Below are 15,138 nucleotides of genomic sequence, written 5' to 3'. Positions count from 1 at the left end.
GCCACGCGAAAGCTTGAGGCCCCGATTCAGCAAGGCTCCGGTGCGACGACCTCAAACCGCCCTGTTGCAGAACGGGTGAGCAGCCACACTTCACCGTTCAGAATGCGCGGCATCTCGGTTCCGCACAGGTGCGCGAGCCCCCACCGCAACATCGCACCGTGAGCAACAACAATCGCTCCAGGCGACGTTTCGAGGAGGGCCTGAAATACTTCGGCGGATCGATTCGAGAGCGTGTCAAGCGGCTCTGCATCTGGCACTCGCAGCCCTGGCCAGCGGGCCTCAGCTTCAGCCACACCGAGCCCCTCGGCCGCACCAAAATCGCGCTCTATAAGCCCTCTGTTCACAGACGGGGCTGCTAGAGCAAGTGTCTCTGCAATAATTTCAGCGGTTTCAATGGCACGTCCCAGGGGTGAAGAAACGACCTCCGCCACAACCGAAAGAGCCCTTGCAGTAGCCGCGAGTGCACCGGCAACCTCGGCGCTCGCGAGAGTACGAGCTGCCGCACGCGCCTGAGCGCGGCCGTTGTCATTCAACGGCACCTCGGTACGGCCTTGAATACGTCGGTCAACATTCCAGTTCGTTTGACCATGACGCACCAACGCTATCGTTGAGCAGGTGATCTGGGTCATATGACGACTCCCTGAGGCTCAGGGGTGAGAGCATGTTTCGTCTGAGAGCTGCTCCGTGCTGCTGCAGCACTATCAGCCCCTTCCCCGATGAGCGCCACGAACGCTCTTTCAATGTCGACGCGCACGTGGGTGCCGCGCTCGCAGCGCACCCCATGCGCGCGACTTCGCAACCGCAGGCCTCGCCAGTCAACCACGAGGTCGTCACCATCACGGCCGAAGAGCGATGATACGACGACAGCGTCACCCGCGGGATCAGCCGTGATCCGCACGTGCTCGGGAAGCACGGCTAGCTCAGCCGCAGCGTTCGAAGCAGCAGGTGGAGAGGAAATACCGAGCATTTCGAGGGCAGCAGAGGCAAGCGTCAGCGGGTGATCATCGGCAGTGAAGCCCTTCGGGCTCACCGTACCCTCAATGAGCGTCGCGTCGGCGATGAAGTTCGCGACGAAGGTCGTGGCAGGCGCCCGCAGTACCTCGGCAGGAGTGCCCTGCTGCTGGATACGGCCACCCTCAAGCACAACAAGACGGTCAGCGAGCGCGAGTGCTTCGTTACGGTCGTGAGTTACGTGAATCACCGTGAGACCAAGTTCCCGGGTGAGCTGACGGAGTTCGAGACGCAACCGGTCCCGTAGCGGTTCATCAAGCGCTGAGAGCGCTTCATCAAGAAGCAGCACGCGTGGCCTGGCGACAATCGCCCTGGCTATCGCGACACGTTGCCGCTGGCCGCCAGAGAGCGTTGCCGGGTTGCGTTTTTCGTACCCCGACAGACCAACGAGAGCGAGGGTCTCAGTGACCCGCTGTAACCGTTCGGCGCGAGGCACGCCCGCTCTGCGCAGCGGGTACTCAACGTTACGACCCACGTTCCAGTGCGGCCACACGGCATGCTGCTGAAATACCATACCGAGCCCACGGCGTTCGGGTTCGACGCTGTGTGTTGACGATGCGACGATCGTATCGTCAATGCGCACCTCGCCCAGGGTCGGGGTTGCAAACCCCGCTACGGTGCGCAGCAGAGTGGTTTTACCTGAGCCTGAAGGCCCAACGAGTGCGATGAACTCGCCATCGCCGATGTTGAGATCAATGTCAGCGAGACCGAGAGTGCCTCCCGGATAGGCAAGACTGACCTGGTCGAGTATGACGGTTGACATGACTTCCTTCTACTTGGTGGTTCGCGCCGTGAGGCCTAGGCCTGCGAGCCCGACGAGTGCAACGATGAGCGACAACGCCGACGAGGCATTGTAGGCACCAGCCTGTTGCAGGTTGAAAATAACGACGCCGAGGGTCTGGGCGCCTGGCGATAACAGCAGCACCGAGAGCGTGAGCTCTCGAACCGCGGTAAGCCCAACAAGAATCCCGCCCGATACCGCTGCTGGTACAGCGATGCGGCACGAGATGTCCCATAGCGCGCGGAGTTGCGTTGCCCCTGACACTCGCGCGGCTTCTTCTGCCGATGAAGGGATGGCCGAAAGCGGAGCGCTCACCGATTGCACGACAAGAGCAAGGAAGGAGGTGAGGTAGGCACACAGAATAATCCACGGCGTGTTGTAGAGACCAATTCGCGGCGCAATGACAAGCCATGCAACTGCAATCACAAGACCAGGGATAGCCTGAGGCAACATTGACAAGCCCAGTAATCCCGAGTTGTCGCGTGAGGTTGTACGCGTAACGAGTGTGCCGATGACGAGCCCGAGCACTCCACAAATCACGGCAGCCAGAGACGCGAGCATGAGCGAGTTCGTGGCCCCCGTAAGCGTGCCCGAGGCTGAAAGCGCGCGTTCAAAGCTCGACAGGGTTATCGTTTCACGGGTCAGTGGCACGCCAGGAGCGGGCAGCAACGATTGGATCGTGAGCGTGACAAGCGGCAGCAGTGTGACCCCGAGCACGACCACAGCAGTACCGATCGCCAGCGGCAACCGCGCCTTTCCGAGTGGCAGTTGCGTGGGTGCCGCCGCCTGTGCGTCAAGCTCTACTCGGGTACGCTCTCGCAATGCGGTAACGGCAACCCCGATGAGCGCGACGATGAGCAGAACCACCCCTATTGCTGCAACGACGGCGAGAGGGTCGTCTACGGTGCCCGACTGGAGGTACCGGTACACAAGCGTTGAGAGGGTGGTGTATTTTTCAGGCAAGCCGATGATCGCGGGAATACCGAAATCTGCGAGGTTTGAGACCGCAATCAGCGTGAAAGAAGACAGCATTGCGGGGCGCAAAAGCGGCACAGTAACGTCCCAGAGAGCTCGCGGCGCAGAAGATCCCGCAATTCGTGCTGCCTGTTCGAGGTCGGCCGGAATGCGCCGCAGAGCTTGACCCACAATCATCATGGCGATAGGAAAACTGTGCACGGTGAGCAGGAAGATAACGCCATCGCCACCATAGAGATTCCAGAGCGGATCTCCAAAGCGCCCAGCCCACCACCGGTTCACGAGTGAGCTCGGGCCGAGCAGGCTCAACCACGCAATCGCTCCGACGAATGGTGGCATAAGCATAGGGCTCAAAGCAAAGAGACGAAGGGTACGCCGAAACGGCAAGTCGGTTCGCTCAATGATGAGCGCGAGAGCAGTGCCAATGATGACGGCAAGCACTCCTGAGAGACCAGCCGAGACGAGCGAGTTAAAGGCAGCGGTTGCCACTGCAGGCTCTGCGAGCACCGCCCAACCGCCACCAGTTACTGCGAGCCACACGATGGCGGCGACCGGGAGTACCACCAGGGCAACGATGACTGCACAGAGCGACACACGCAAAACGTCGATGCCGCCAGGACGCAGTGTTGAAACCGCACGACCTCGGGGCAGAGGCGTCGCTGCCTGCCCCGAGGTCACGAGGACATTACTGGAAGAGGTCATTGAAGGTTGCTACTGCGTCTGCTTGTGAGGCCTGAATTTTTTGCAGGTCAGGGTTCAAGAAGGTGATGCTCGAAATCTCGGGGGCACCCTCAGGGCTCGCAACGTCTTCGCGAATCGGCAGGTATGACTGCGTAACCGCCACTTCCTGTCCTTTCTTGCTGATCAGAAAGTCGACAAAGAGCTTGGAAGCTTCGGGTTGGTCGGTGTTTGCGAAGATACCAACCGGCTGCGAAACAAACGGCACTCCCTCTGTTGGGTACACTGCGGTGATCGGTGAGCCAGCCGCGGCAAGGTCGCGCACGAGTGAGTCGACGACGACACCGACAGGGCTACTGCCCTCGGCAACGGCCTGCGAAACGGGGCCGTTACTATCGACGATGAGTGGCTTATTTGCGGCAAGCGCTTCAAGCCAGTCAAGACCGAGTGTTTCTTCATCGAGCCAGATAGCCGCGTTGAACGCTGCCGCACCCGAAACATCAGGGTTCGGCATGGCAATTTTTCCAGAGTATGCACTATCGGTGAGATCTGCCCAGGAAGCAGGTGCGTCGGTGATCTCGTTCGTATTAATCGCAATCACTGTGGGCAGGAGCCGAGTGCCGACATAGAAGTGTTCGGGGTCGATAAGCTCCTGCATGATCGATGCGTTTTCTGTCGATTCGTACTGCATGAGCAAGTCGCGCTCAGCGTATGTTTCGAACGTTGGGGCATCTGCCGCGAGCAGCAGGTCAGCACCGATCTCACCGCTTTTCTCTTCAGCCGCGATGCGTGCTGTGAGGTCTCCCGTTCCTGCGCGAAACACCTCGACAGTGATATCGGGGTGCTCGTCGTTGAAAGCTGCCACAATGCCATCGATCTTTTCCTGTGGCTCAGAGGTATACAGCGTGATGCTCGTTGGCTCAGACCCTGAAGCGTCTGAGGGTACTTCGCTTGGGGCTTCAGAAGAACACGAGGTAAGCGCGAGTACGCCGACCGTGAGTGACGTGACGACGCCAAATGTGCGAGACAAAGACATGATTCTCTTTCTGTGGTTGGGATGAATTTTGGCCTATGCTCCCGTCGCTACCTGCGTGAAGACAGGAGCGCCGGGAGAAAGTTCGATCGGAGTGCTCTGCACTCCATGGGGTGACAACTGTACGAGCGAAAACCATGCGGCATTATGGCCTGAAACATGGGTCGGGCCAGCGTGCATCACCTGGTGATACGAGAGCGCCGGTGCAGTGAACACCGGGATACCGCGTATCACAGCACTTTGCGAATGATGGAAATGGCCCGTAAGCACCGCCCGAACATCAGAACCGTCGATGACCCGCATGAACGCCCGCGCATCACGGAGACCTTGCTTGCGTAACACCGGCATATGCGAAGCGGCAGGCGGGTGGTGTAGTGCAATGACGGTACCGCGCTCACTCGGGGTGGAAAGCAGATTGCTCAGCCAATCAAGCTGCTCTTCGCCAAGCTCTCGAGTCTGCGAGTTAAGCCGCACGATGCGTGTGCCACAGACCTGGGTCACACCCGTGTGGCCGGCCTCGTGACCCCGGAGTTTCGTGGCTGCTTCTGGGTCATCATGATTCCCCAGAACCGTCATCACGGGCACCCCGAGAGTCGCCTCGATATTGCGACAAGCTTCATCGACAAGTGGGTATGCACCCTGGTTGCCCCGCTGAATGAGGTCACCCGTAATGACTACCCCATCTACATTAAGCTCCTGGGCGCGCGCGTACTCGGCCACGTCAGCAAGCCGGCTCAGCGTGTCGATCTCACCGTACAGCGCCCCAGATTCGGTCGCGTGCACGTCGCTCACGTGAAGGAGCCTCAGCTGGGCGCTCGTGACGATCATGATTGCCCTGTCTCTGCTTGCACCGTAGCCCGGGTCTTGTTCTTGAGACCTGCTTTCGCGATGAGCGCTTCAATATGCGCCTCGGTAAGCCCGTGACGAACGAGATAATCGGCTGGCCCACCGTGTTCGTCTACATAATGAATCGCCTGCATGAGCGCCTCAGCGGGACTGTCAAGGTGCAACCGTTCAGCGTGAGCACGTTCGTGGTCAGTCAGCATCAGCTCGGCAAGTTGTCTCTCAGCAATCGTTGCTCGTGCGGGCCGCACCACCCTGCCCGAGAGCGCATAATCGGCTACCACCGCCTCACGGCTTTCGCCCGCCACGAGCCTTGCGAGAGCAACCACCAGCCCGGTGCGATCTTTACCCGCGGTGCAGTGCACGACACCAACCCCAGGGTGGTTTGCGATCAGCGCAACCGCACTCGCAAGTTCATGACCACGGTCACGCAGCAGCCCGAGGTAAATACCCTCAAGCGTTCCCGAAGTCGGTGGCGCCTCCCGGTAGAGGGGCATCTCGATGATTGGGAGACGGTGCGTATGAGGTGTGTGTTCGCTCGTCTCGCGAAGGTCGATGATGAGGTCTACACCGGCCTCGCGCAATGCCTGCTCGCCTTTGGGAGTGAGCCCGTCAAGAGCAGCTGAGCGCACGAGCCACACTCGTTCGTCATCCCGGGTAATAGTTCTAGCGTTATAGCTGCCTTCGATGGGCAGTTCATTCACGGTAATCGGTTTCCTACACACTCAGTATTTCGTTTGTTTCACAGTTCGTGAAACGTATTACATGAGCAGTATTCAGCGGCAACGTGTCTTACGTATGAACACGTCTTGAACCGACCATGAAACCCTTATGGCTGAATAGCTACAGATTTTTCGGAACAACGACCGGTGTTGCTTTTTCGCCTCCCTCTACATCTGGAGCATCGGTGAGAGCCTCGGCCACAACTTCCCGCATGTCGAGCTGCTCCCCCAGCGGCACAGTCAGTAGCGACTCAGTTTCACTGAGTAACGCGTGCATCACTACAGAATGATTTAAGCGCACAAAGAACGGATCAACCGCATGCCGAACCCCCACAGCTCCCGTAGAAATAACGATGTCGGCAAGTTCAGGAATTGGCGCCCGAGTATAACTACAGACGGCGATAACCGTGGCACCGTGAGCTTTTGCTGCTCGGCAGGAGGCAAGGGTATGCGTGTTTGCTCCTGAGTGGGTAAGCGCAAGCACTACATCGCCTCGACCGAGTGTGCGTGCCGTGAACTGTTGCGCCAAAATATCGAGTGGTGCTTCGACGGGGCGTCCGAGCGTGGCAAACCTGAGCGCTGCATCCTGCAGAGGCGGCGCCGAGAAGCCGTTGGCAGCAAACAGCACCCGACGAGCGCCGCTCAGTAAAACCGCCGCCTCTGTAACAGCCTCACGATCTACCGAATCGCCCCCAACCCTGAGTGACTCACGCGCACTATCAAACACGAGACTCACGCGATCATCAGGCAAGGCACCATCGGGAGCCGATTCTCGAGCAAGCTCAAGGCGTAGGTGCTGAAACCCACGAAACCCTAGACTCCTGCAAGCTCTTACCACGGTCGCGGCCGAGGTACCCGCGGCCTGCGCGAGTTCTTGGGTTGACCACTGAGTAATCTCTTGCGGCCGCGACAAAATCACTGCAGCAACCGCGCCCTCACGCGGGCCGAGCGTTCCGGCATAGGCTCTAATCAACGCGATGGCAGAGCCGAACCCCCCTGATATTTCAGGCTTCGACCGATGACTTTCTTCGTCAGCGGTCGTCGATGGGGGCGAGTCAGGCGGGCATAGTTCGCTGTTCATGGTGTCACCTTAACGGCTCGCAACACCGCACAACCCGTGATCAACAGAGCCCTGGCCACTGCTTACCGAACATTCGCCTGATCGCCACCAACCGTTCATCATGTTCGCTTGGGAACAAACGCTATTCGGCGGGAATGGCCAACAGAAATGTAAACGCCCCCACCGCATCAGCGGCAGGGGCGTTTAAAAAACGTGAGGCGAAAGCCTTAGCGGCGCAGGCCGAGGCGCTCGATCAGTGCACGGTAGCGCTCGATGTCGACATCGTGCAGGTACGCGAGCATGCGGCGGCGCTGACCAACGATGAGCAGCAGACCGCGGCGCGAGTGGTGATCGTGCTTGTGGGTCTTGAGGTGCTCGGTGAGATCCTTGATGCGCTGCGACATGATCGCAATCTGCACCTCAGGCGAACCGGTATCACCCGGCTTCGTTGCGTACTCTTCGATGATGGCCTTCTTCACGTCAGGTGCGAGTGACATGCGGGTGATCCTTTCTCTCGTTGCGCGGCGCCGATGCCAGGGTGGCATGAGCTCTCTCGATCCGCGGCCGATTGATACGGCAAACAACCTTGCTATCTTAACACCTGCATTCGAAAAGCCCAACTTGCTTGGCGGCGTAGGCTTAATGGCATGACCCCTGATCTCTCACCCGCCCTCCTCACTTCCCTCACCAACATCGCCGAGGCCGCAGCCCGCGAAGCCGCCGCCGAGATCATGCGACTTAAAGCCGAGGGGGTGGGCGTGGCCGATACGAAGAGCTCTAGCGTCGATATCGTAACCGAGGCCGATCGTCGAGCCGAGCAGATGATCGTCGACGCGATCCGCCGCGAACGGCCAAACGACGGGGTGTTTGCCGAAGAAGGGCACGCGCACGAGTCGACGACCGGCATCACCTGGGTGATCGACCCGATCGACGGCACGGTCAATTATTTGTACGGGATCGGGGCTTTTTGCGTGAGCATCGCGGCAACGGTTGCAGACGAGCACGCCTACGAAGACGGCCGTCGGGCTGTCGCTGCCGTGGTGTTCAACCCGACAACGGGCGAGATGTTTCGTGCGAGCGAGGGCGGTGGGGCAACGCTCAACGGCCAAGCGATCGGCGTTTCGAAGCCCGAGACGCTCGCGGCCTCGCTCATCGCGACCGGCTTTGGCTACACGTCTGAGCGGCGCACGATGCAGGCCGCGGCACTCAGCGCCCTCATCGCCCACGTGCGCGACATTCGCCGCATCGGCAGCGCCGCCTACGACCTGTGCCTCGTCGCAAAGGGCAGCCTCGACGGTTACTACGAGATCGGTATTCAGCCGTGGGACTGGGCCGCGGCAGCCCTCGTCGCAACCGAGGCCGGCGCCCTCACCCGCGGCATCACCCCTGAAGCTCCAGCGGGCACGACGCTCTTCATCGCGGGCGCACCCGAAACCGTCGAGCGCCTGCAGGGCAAGCTCGCGGGCCACGTGCCAACCCAGCTCTAGCGGCGGATCGGGCCAAGCCCTCCCCCCGCTCACGAGCGCCAGGCCCCAGACCCGTACCGCCGAATACAGCAGAGGGGCCGCGATCTTTCGACCGCGGCCCCTCGCCGTATCTCGTTATGCTCTCGTTAGCTGAGCAGCGACTCGATTGGGCCGCGCGCAAAGAAAACGACGAAGCCGAGCGCGACGATCCACAGCAGCCAGTGAACCTTCTTGGCCTTGCCCGCGAGCACCTGCACGAAGACCCACGAGACGAAGCCCGCACCGATGCCGTTGGCAATCGAGTAGGTCATCGGCATGACGGTAATCGTGAGGAAGACCGGCAGGAGCACGGCAAAATCACTGAAGTCAATGTGCTTGATCTGCGCCATCATGAGCGCACCAACGATCACGAGCGCTGCGGCCGCGACCTCGGTGGGAACGATGCCGGTGAGCGGGGTCAGGAACATCGCAGCGATGAACATGAGGCCCGTGATGATGTTCGCGAAGCCGGTGCGCGCACCTTCGCCGATGCCTGCGCCCGATTCAACGAACACGGTGTTCGACGACGATGAGGTGAAACCACCGGCGACGGCGCCAACGCCCTCGACCACGAGGGCCGACTTGAGGCGCGGGAAGTTGCCCTTTTCATCGGCGAGACCTGCCTCGCGCGAGAGGCCAGTGAAGGTGCCCATCGCGTCGAAGAAGTTCGTGAAAAGCAGGGTAAAGACAAGCATGATAACCGTAATCACGCCGACCTTGCCGAAGTCGAAGCTGACGGCGCCGATGAGACTCAGGTCAGGAACACTGAACGGCGAGCCAGAGAGCGACGGAATCGTGAGCCCCCAGCCGCCAGGGTTCTCCTGTGCCGAGCCGAGGTGCCAGACGGCCTCGACGATCACAGCGAGCACGGTTCCGGTGAGCAGGCCGATGAGCAGGCCACCCTTGACCTTACGTGCAACGAGCACGCCAGTGATCAGCAGGGTGATAACGAAGAGCAGTGTCGGAATGGTCGCGACCGAGCCACCAATGCCGAGACCAACGGGAGGCGAGTTCTGGGTCGTTGAGGTCACGAAACCCGAGTTCACGAAACCGATGAAGGCGATAAAGAGGCCGATACCGACCGTAATCGCAAGCTTCAGCTCGACGGGCACCGCGTTGAAGATCATGCGACGAAGGCCAGTGACGGCGAGCAACACAATAAGCGCACCGTTAATCATGACGATGGCCATGGCCTCGGGCCAGGTCACCTGGCCCACGACCGAGAACGCGAGGAAAGCGTTGATGCCGAGGCCCGCGGCGAAACCGAAGGGCAGGCGGCTCACAACGCCGAAGAGAATGGTCATGACACCCGCGGTCAGAGCGGTGACCGCGCCAACCTGATCAAAGGCAAGTTCGTTACCAGCCACGTCAGGCTTGCCCGAGAGAATAATCGGGTTCAGGACAACGATGTAGGCCATGGTCACGAAGGTGACAAGGCCGCCGCGAACCTCAGAGCCGAAGCTTGATCCGCGTGCAGAAATTTCAAAGTACCGGTCGATTCGACCCTTTAGCCCCCCAGGGGTATTACTGTCTGGTGTTGCAACGTTTGGCTGCGTCACGCTCGTCCCTCTCGCATATACTGCCCGGGCGCAAGGTTTTGCGCCACATCACAGGTTACGAGAATAGCACTCACCGGGCCAGATGCTAGACACAGAGCCGCTCAACGACGAGGCCCGGTCGCGCTACAAAGCGAACCGGGCCTCGGTGTGGGGCGCTGCTCCGAAACGGATGGTTGGTTTACGAGACGCCAAGCAGGTCGATCACGAAGATAAGCGTTTTGCCAGCGAGCGGGTGCATGCCGCGTTCGCCGTAGGCCTGCGCCGGGGGAACCACGAGTTTGCGGCGGCCACCGATCTTCATGCCGGGAATGCCAACCTGCCAACCCTGAATGAGGGCGCTCAGAGGAAAGTCGATTGATTCGCCACGGCTCCACGACGAGTCGAACTCTTCGCCCGATTCGTACTCAACGCCGAGGTAGTGCACCTTGACCTTCGATGAGGCCTTGGCTTCTTCGCCCGTGCCAACAACGAGATCTTCAATCACGATTTCGGTGGGAGCGGGGCCCTCAGGAAATTCGATCTCTGGTTTGGTGAGTGCTGATTCTGTCATACCTCTATTGTGACCCGATTGGGTAGACTCGCCCACCCCTGTTCGCTGATAGGAAAAGCCTGAATCGTTGTAAGGAATCACACAAGCCACGAGCTCGCCATTTCGGGTAACCTAGAGGCGATGAAACTTGCACATATTCACACTGGTTCAGACGATTTCTTCGAGCTTGCCGTCGTAGTGGGTGAACGATTCGCCCCGATGTCGGCGTTGGATATGCCTTACAAAAATCTGCAGCAACTCATCGAGGCTGGCCCCGATGCGCGCGCTGAAGTTGAGCGTGCCGCAGCGGCACTGGCCTCTGAGGCCTGGTCGCAGGTCGCCGAGGCCAAGCTTGCCCCCGCAGTAATGCGCCCGCCCATCACGCTTGCGGTAGGTCTTAACTACGACGAGCACGCGAGCGAGCTCAGCCTCGATAACGATGCCGGCCCGGTTCTCTTCACGCTCTTCCCCAACTCGCTCGCCGCACACGATGGCGATGTGGTCATTAACCCCGACATCAGCGTCGAGATTGACTACGAGGCCGAACTCGGTGTGATCATCGGTAAGCCTGCCCGCGACGTGAGCCCCGAAGAGGCCCTCGACTACGTCTTCGGCTACACCGCGATCAACGACATCACGGCCCGCGATATCCAGTTTCGCGAACCTCAGTGGTCGCGCTGTAAGTCGTTTGACGGCTTTACGCCCGTCGGCCCGTTCGTCGTCACGACCGACGAGATTCCCGACCCGCAAACCCTCGCGATTACCTGCGACGTCGACGACCTTCGGGTTCAAGACTCAACCACCGCGTTCATGATTCGCACCGTCGCGCAGCTCATCTCAACCATTTCTGAGGGCGCAACGCTCATGCCCGGAACCCTCATCTCGACCGGTTCGCCCGGTGGCGCAGGCCGTTCGCGCAAACCACCGCTCTATTTAAAGCCGGGCATGGATGTCACGGTCACGATCGAAAAGATCGGCGCGCTCACCTCGCACATCGTCGAGTAGAGCTCTTGGCTTTGCCGGCTTTGCCGCGCTGGGCGAGGTAGGCGGATCGCGGCAGTACCTGCCCGCGACAACCTCCAGCCCCGAGCCCCGTCCCCTCTCCTGAGGGGCGGGGCTTTCGTATTGCTGCGGGTCCACCTTCCGCCCCGCCTCGCGCTGTGATTTGCCCCTGGCTAGCCCCGTGACTTACCCCGGAGGCTTGCCTCGAGGAGCGCGCGAACCTTTGCCTGATATTTCACCATTTTCACCCGGTTTCAGGGCTTTCAAGCCACAAAATCACGCAATAGTTGTTGGGGCGGGCTTCGGCCTCGCCTCGGTTGAACCGCGTACACATACAACTACTCCCCGGCAGCTCATGACGGTGGGAGTCACCAGCTGCCGGGGAGCAGTTCAGCCCTCACGAGGGCCAGCATATTGCGACGTGAGCGAGCGCAGCTTACTTGTCGAAGCCAGCAGCGCCGGTCAGGTGACCAGGCTCAAGCAGGCGATCGAGCTGTGCCTCGTCGAGCAGACCCTTCGCGAGCACGAGGTCACGAATGTTTCCGTTCGTTGCGAGAGCCTCTTTCGCGAGCTTCGCCGACTCGGCGTAGCCGAGCACAGGAGCGAGAGCCGTGATCACGGTGACCGAGCGGGCCATCATGTCGTCGATACGGTCTTCGTTCGCGGTGATGCCATCGACGCAGTTCACGCGGAACGTACGGCAAGCACGCTCAAGCCAGGTGATCGACTGGAAGAGTGAGTGTGCAATGACGGGCTCGAAAGCGTTGAGCTGCAGTTGCCCCGCTTCGACCGCCATCGTGACGGTGACGTCGGCGCCTGCAACCGAGTATGCGACCTGCGTCACTGCCTCGGGAATGACGGGGTTCACCTTGCCTGGCATGATCGATGAGCCCGCCTGACGTGCCGGAAGGTTGATCTCGCCGAAGCCAGCCTGCGGGCCCGATGAGAGCAGTCGCAGGTCGTTTGAAATCTTCGAGAGCTTCATCGCGGTGCGCTTGAGTGCGCCCGAGAAGGTAATGAAGACGCCTGTGTCAGAGGTCGACTCGATGAGGTCGCCATCGTTCGTGAGCTCAACACCCGTGATATCGCGAAGGTGGCGGATCACCGCGTCGCGGTAACCGGGGTCTGCGTTCAGGCCCGTACCGATCGCGGTTGCACCGATGTTCACTTCGTGGAGCAGCTGGACAGCCTCGCTGATGCGCTCGATATCTTCACGTAGCGTAACGGCAAAGGCGTTGAATTCCTGACCAAGGGTCATAGGAATCGCGTCTTGCATCTGCGTACGGCCGACCTTGACGATGTGAGCGAACTCTTTCGACTTCATTTCGAACGACTCTGAGAGCAGTGAGATCTCTTCAAGCAAAGCACGAATTGAGAAGTCGAGGGCAATCTTAATTGCGGTGGGGTACGTGTCGTTGGTCGACTGGCCCTTGTTCGTGTGGTCATTCGGGTGAATCTGCGAGTAGTCGCCCTTTGCCCAGCCGCCGAGCTCGAGCGCACGGTTCGTGACGACCTCGTTCACGTTCATGTTTGACGAGGTGCCAGCGCCGCCCTGAATCACGCCAACGACGAACTCGTCGATGAGTGCACCGTTCTTGATCTCTTCGCAGGCCTGGTCAATGAGGTTCGAACGGTGCGCGTCGAGCACCCCGATCTCGAGGTTGGCGCGAGCCGCTGCCTGCTTCACGCACGCAAAGGCGCGAATGAAGGCTGGGTACACCGAAATCGGGCGAAGCGTGATCGGGAAGTTCTCGTGCGCACGAGCGGTGTGCACGCCCCAATATGCGTCTGCCGGAATTTCCACGCTACCGAGCGAGTCGGTCTCGGTGCGCGTTTGCATTGCAACGTTTTCGGTCACTTTTAACAGCTCTCCATTTACTTTGATGTGTTGTGACAACCTCTGCCACTGAACACATCAACCATACTCCCCGAACGTGAGAAATCCGTTACATTTTGTCGCCCATGTCGAGAAGCCTCATGATGCGCTTTTCGATGGGTGGGTGTGTCTGAAATAGCGATTGCATCGCACTCTGTTTGAGCGGGTTTGCGATCCACAAATGTGCCATGCTCGAACTCTGTTTTTGCAACGGTTGCCCGTAGGTCGAGAGCTTGTGAAGGGCACTCGCGAGTGCCTCTGGGTGCCTCGTCGTGAGCGCGCCGGTCGCATCAGCGAGGTACTCCCGCTGGCGCGAGACGGCGAGCTGCACGAGCCCCGCGATGAGGGGCGCGATGAGCATCGCGATGAGCCCAAACACGAACACGATGGGGTTCTGGTTGTTGTTATTGCGTGAGAAGAACGCCATGCGCATGAACACGTCGGCGAGCATGCCAATCGCGACAACAAGCCCGTACACGATCATCGAGACACGAATGTCGTAGTTGCGCACGTGACCGAGTTCGTGCGCCATGACCCCCTCGAGCTCTGCGTCGTTCATCATCTCGAGCAATCCCGTGGTCGCCGCGACGATCGCGTGCTCGGGGTCGCGCCCGGTCGCGAAAGCGTTGGGAGCGGGGTCGTGAACGATGTACACCTCGGGCATCGGGGTGCCCGTCGCGATCGAAAGGTTTTCAACGATGCGATACAGCCTCGGGTTATCGGCCTCTTCGATCTTCACGGCCCCCGCCATCGAGACGGCCTGCTTGGAAGCGGTGAAGTATTGGATGAGGGCGTAACCGAGCGCAAACACCATGGTGAACACCACGATGGTCATGTCGTTGTAAATCGTTGCCGCAAGCCACCCGAGCCCACCCACGAGCGCGAAAAAGCTCAGAATGATGAGAAAGGAGTTGATCTTGTTGCGACGAATCGCCGAGTACATAAGCGCCTAGAATTCGATGCGCGGTGGCTCCGAAATTGCCGCCACGTTCTCAACTTCAAAGAACTCGCGCTCGGTGAAGCCCATCATGCGAGCGAAGAGGTTGTTCGGGAAGGTCTGAATCTTGATGTTCAGCTCGCGCACACCGCCGTTGTAGAAACGTCGCGCAGCCTGAATCTTGTTTTCAGTGTCAACGAGCTGACTCTGCAGCTCAAGAAAGTTCTGGCTCGCCTGCAGCTGCGGGTAGGCCTCGGCAACCGCAAAGATCGACTTCAGCGCCTGCTGCATGTGATTCTCGGCCGTGGCGGCCTCTACGGGCCCCTGAGCCGAGACGGTTTCTGCCCTGGCTCTCGTGACCTGGTCAAACACCTCTTTCTCATGCGAGGCGTAACCCTTCACCGTCTCAACGAGGCTAGGAATCAGGTCGGCTCGGCGCTTCAGCTGCACCGTAATGTCGCTCCACGCTTCTTCGACACGGTTGCGCAGCTTGACGAGGGAGTTGTAGGTTGCAGCAACGTACAACCCCAGCACGACGACAAGCCCAAGAACAATGAGCAATACCAATGAGGTGTCCATGCGCCCATTCTACGACTTCGGGCCTCATTTTCATTTGGTTCTCGCTGT

15 protein-coding genes are annotated in these 15,138 nt (G+C 59.9%); 2 read left to right on the top strand and 13 right to left on the bottom strand.

Translation table 11 applies throughout. The features are described 5' to 3' along the window. Positions 1-26: 26 nt before the first annotated feature. The 8 genes from KTJ78_RS07965 to rpsO all read right to left on the bottom strand — a co-directional run bounded on the left by KTJ78_RS07965 (position 27) and on the right by rpsO (position 7,600). On the bottom strand, positions 27-629 hold the full coding sequence (locus tag KTJ78_RS07965) for a histidine phosphatase family protein (RefSeq protein ID WP_217134348.1): 603 nt from the start codon (positions 627-629) through the stop codon (positions 27-29). Further along, the gene (locus tag KTJ78_RS07960) at positions 626-1,774 is read right to left on the bottom strand and encodes an ABC transporter ATP-binding protein (RefSeq protein ID WP_217134346.1); all 1,149 of its coding nucleotides are present in this window, start codon (positions 1,772-1,774) and stop codon (positions 626-628) included. Before KTJ78_RS07960 ends, KTJ78_RS07965 begins: the two co-directional genes overlap by 4 nt. A 9-nt stretch (positions 1,775-1,783) precedes the next feature. Beyond that, entirely contained in the window at positions 1,784-3,469 is a 1,686-nt protein-coding gene (locus tag KTJ78_RS07955; protein ID WP_217134344.1) for an ABC transporter permease, read from the bottom strand. Further along, complete coding sequence (locus tag KTJ78_RS07950) at positions 3,453-4,481, bottom strand: ABC transporter substrate-binding protein (RefSeq protein WP_217134342.1); 1,029 nt, start codon at positions 4,479-4,481, stop codon at positions 3,453-3,455. The genes KTJ78_RS07955 and KTJ78_RS07950 overlap by 17 nt, the downstream gene beginning before the upstream one ends. Before the next feature lie 33 nt (positions 4,482-4,514). Next, complete coding sequence (locus KTJ78_RS07945) at positions 4,515-5,306, bottom strand: metallophosphoesterase family protein (protein ID WP_217134340.1); 792 nt, start codon at positions 5,304-5,306, stop codon at positions 4,515-4,517. Then, the gene (locus KTJ78_RS07940; protein ID WP_217134338.1) at positions 5,303-6,025 is read right to left on the bottom strand and encodes a tyrosine-protein phosphatase; all 723 of its coding nucleotides are present in this window, start codon (positions 6,023-6,025) and stop codon (positions 5,303-5,305) included. The genes KTJ78_RS07945 and KTJ78_RS07940 overlap by 4 nt, the downstream gene beginning before the upstream one ends. Positions 6,026-6,164: 139 nt before the next feature. After that, complete coding sequence (locus KTJ78_RS07935; protein WP_217134336.1) at positions 6,165-7,124, bottom strand: MurR/RpiR family transcriptional regulator; 960 nt, start codon at positions 7,122-7,124, stop codon at positions 6,165-6,167. Positions 7,125-7,330: 206 nt separating this feature from the next. After that, positions 7,331-7,600 carry a 30S ribosomal protein S15 gene (rpsO, locus tag KTJ78_RS07930; protein WP_217134334.1) on the bottom strand — a complete coding sequence of 90 codons (270 nt, stop codon included), beginning with the start codon at positions 7,598-7,600 and terminating at the stop codon, positions 7,331-7,333. A gap of 150 nt (positions 7,601-7,750) precedes the next feature. Between rpsO and KTJ78_RS07925 the strand changes: the two genes are divergently transcribed. Further along, positions 7,751-8,590, top strand: coding sequence for an inositol monophosphatase family protein (locus KTJ78_RS07925; RefSeq protein ID WP_217134332.1), 840 nt, complete (start codon positions 7,751-7,753; stop codon positions 8,588-8,590). Positions 8,591-8,715: 125 nt separating this feature from the next. Here KTJ78_RS07925 and KTJ78_RS07920 read toward each other — a convergent pair whose 3' ends face one another. Both KTJ78_RS07920 and KTJ78_RS07915 read right to left on the bottom strand, forming a co-directional pair. Beyond that, positions 8,716-10,167 (bottom strand): NCS2 family permease, encoded by a 1,452-nt coding sequence (locus KTJ78_RS07920; RefSeq protein ID WP_217134330.1) that lies wholly within the window; start codon positions 10,165-10,167, stop codon positions 8,716-8,718. Between the two features lie 178 nt (positions 10,168-10,345). Continuing rightward, entirely contained in the window at positions 10,346-10,717 is a 372-nt protein-coding gene (locus KTJ78_RS07915; protein ID WP_217134328.1) for an FKBP-type peptidyl-prolyl cis-trans isomerase, read from the bottom strand. A gap of 120 nt (positions 10,718-10,837) precedes the next feature. Between KTJ78_RS07915 and KTJ78_RS07910 the strand changes: the two genes are divergently transcribed. Then, positions 10,838-11,701, top strand: coding sequence for a fumarylacetoacetate hydrolase family protein (locus KTJ78_RS07910; RefSeq protein WP_217134326.1), 864 nt, complete (start codon positions 10,838-10,840; stop codon positions 11,699-11,701). A 433-nt stretch (positions 11,702-12,134) separates the two neighbouring features. Here KTJ78_RS07910 and KTJ78_RS07905 read toward each other — a convergent pair whose 3' ends face one another. From KTJ78_RS07905 to KTJ78_RS07895, 3 genes are all read right to left on the bottom strand, one after another. Then, positions 12,135-13,538, bottom strand: a complete 1,404-nt coding sequence (locus KTJ78_RS07905) for an aspartate ammonia-lyase (protein ID WP_217134847.1) — start codon at positions 13,536-13,538, stop codon at positions 12,135-12,137. A 106-nt stretch (positions 13,539-13,644) separates the two neighbouring features. Then, positions 13,645-14,517: a M48 family metalloprotease gene (locus tag KTJ78_RS07900; RefSeq protein ID WP_217134325.1), complete on the bottom strand. Its 873-nt coding sequence runs from the start codon at positions 14,515-14,517 to the stop codon at positions 13,645-13,647. A 6-nt stretch (positions 14,518-14,523) separates the two neighbouring features. Beyond that, positions 14,524-15,090 (bottom strand): LemA family protein, encoded by a 567-nt coding sequence (locus KTJ78_RS07895; RefSeq protein WP_217134323.1) that lies wholly within the window; start codon positions 15,088-15,090, stop codon positions 14,524-14,526. Between the last annotated feature and the right edge of the window lie 48 nt (positions 15,091-15,138).

Origin of the sequence: Leucobacter chinensis (genome assembly GCF_019049105.1) — a bacterium.
Lineage (GTDB): Bacteria > Actinomycetota > Actinomycetes > Actinomycetales > Microbacteriaceae > Leucobacter_A > Leucobacter_A chinensis.
Note: the sequence above shows the minus strand (reverse complement) of the source record. Positions and strands in the feature narration are given on the sequence as shown.

Bases quoted from the DNA above. Each gene is read 5' to 3' on its own strand.
- KTJ78_RS07965 (WP_217134348.1), bottom strand. From the start codon at position 629: ATGACCCAGATCACCTGCTCAACGATAGCGTTGGTGCGTCATGGTCAA.
- KTJ78_RS07960 (WP_217134346.1), bottom strand. From the start codon at position 1,774: ATGTCAACCGTCATACTCGACCAGGTCAGTCTTGCCTATCCGGGAGGC.
- KTJ78_RS07955 (WP_217134344.1), bottom strand. From the start codon at position 3,469: ATGACCTCTTCCAGTAATGTCCTCGTGACCTCGGGGCAGGCAGCGACG.
- KTJ78_RS07950 (WP_217134342.1), bottom strand. From the start codon at position 4,481: ATGTCTTTGTCTCGCACATTTGGCGTCGTCACGTCACTCACGGTCGGC.
- KTJ78_RS07945 (WP_217134340.1), bottom strand. From the start codon at position 5,306: ATGATCGTCACGAGCGCCCAGCTGAGGCTCCTTCACGTGAGCGACGTG.
- KTJ78_RS07935 (WP_217134336.1), bottom strand. From the start codon at position 7,124: ATGAACAGCGAACTATGCCCGCCTGACTCGCCCCCATCGACGACCGCT.
- rpsO (WP_217134334.1), bottom strand. From the start codon at position 7,600: ATGTCACTCGCACCTGACGTGAAGAAGGCCATCATCGAAGAGTACGCA.
- KTJ78_RS07925 (WP_217134332.1), top strand. From the start codon at position 7,751: ATGACCCCTGATCTCTCACCCGCCCTCCTCACTTCCCTCACCAACATC.
- KTJ78_RS07915 (WP_217134328.1), bottom strand. From the start codon at position 10,717: ATGACAGAATCAGCACTCACCAAACCAGAGATCGAATTTCCTGAGGGC.
- KTJ78_RS07910 (WP_217134326.1), top strand. From the start codon at position 10,838: ATGAAACTTGCACATATTCACACTGGTTCAGACGATTTCTTCGAGCTT.
- KTJ78_RS07905 (WP_217134847.1), bottom strand. From the start codon at position 13,538: ATGCAAACGCGCACCGAGACCGACTCGCTCGGTAGCGTGGAAATTCCG.
- KTJ78_RS07900 (WP_217134325.1), bottom strand. From the start codon at position 14,517: ATGTACTCGGCGATTCGTCGCAACAAGATCAACTCCTTTCTCATCATT.
- KTJ78_RS07895 (WP_217134323.1), bottom strand. From the start codon at position 15,090: ATGGACACCTCATTGGTATTGCTCATTGTTCTTGGGCTTGTCGTCGTG.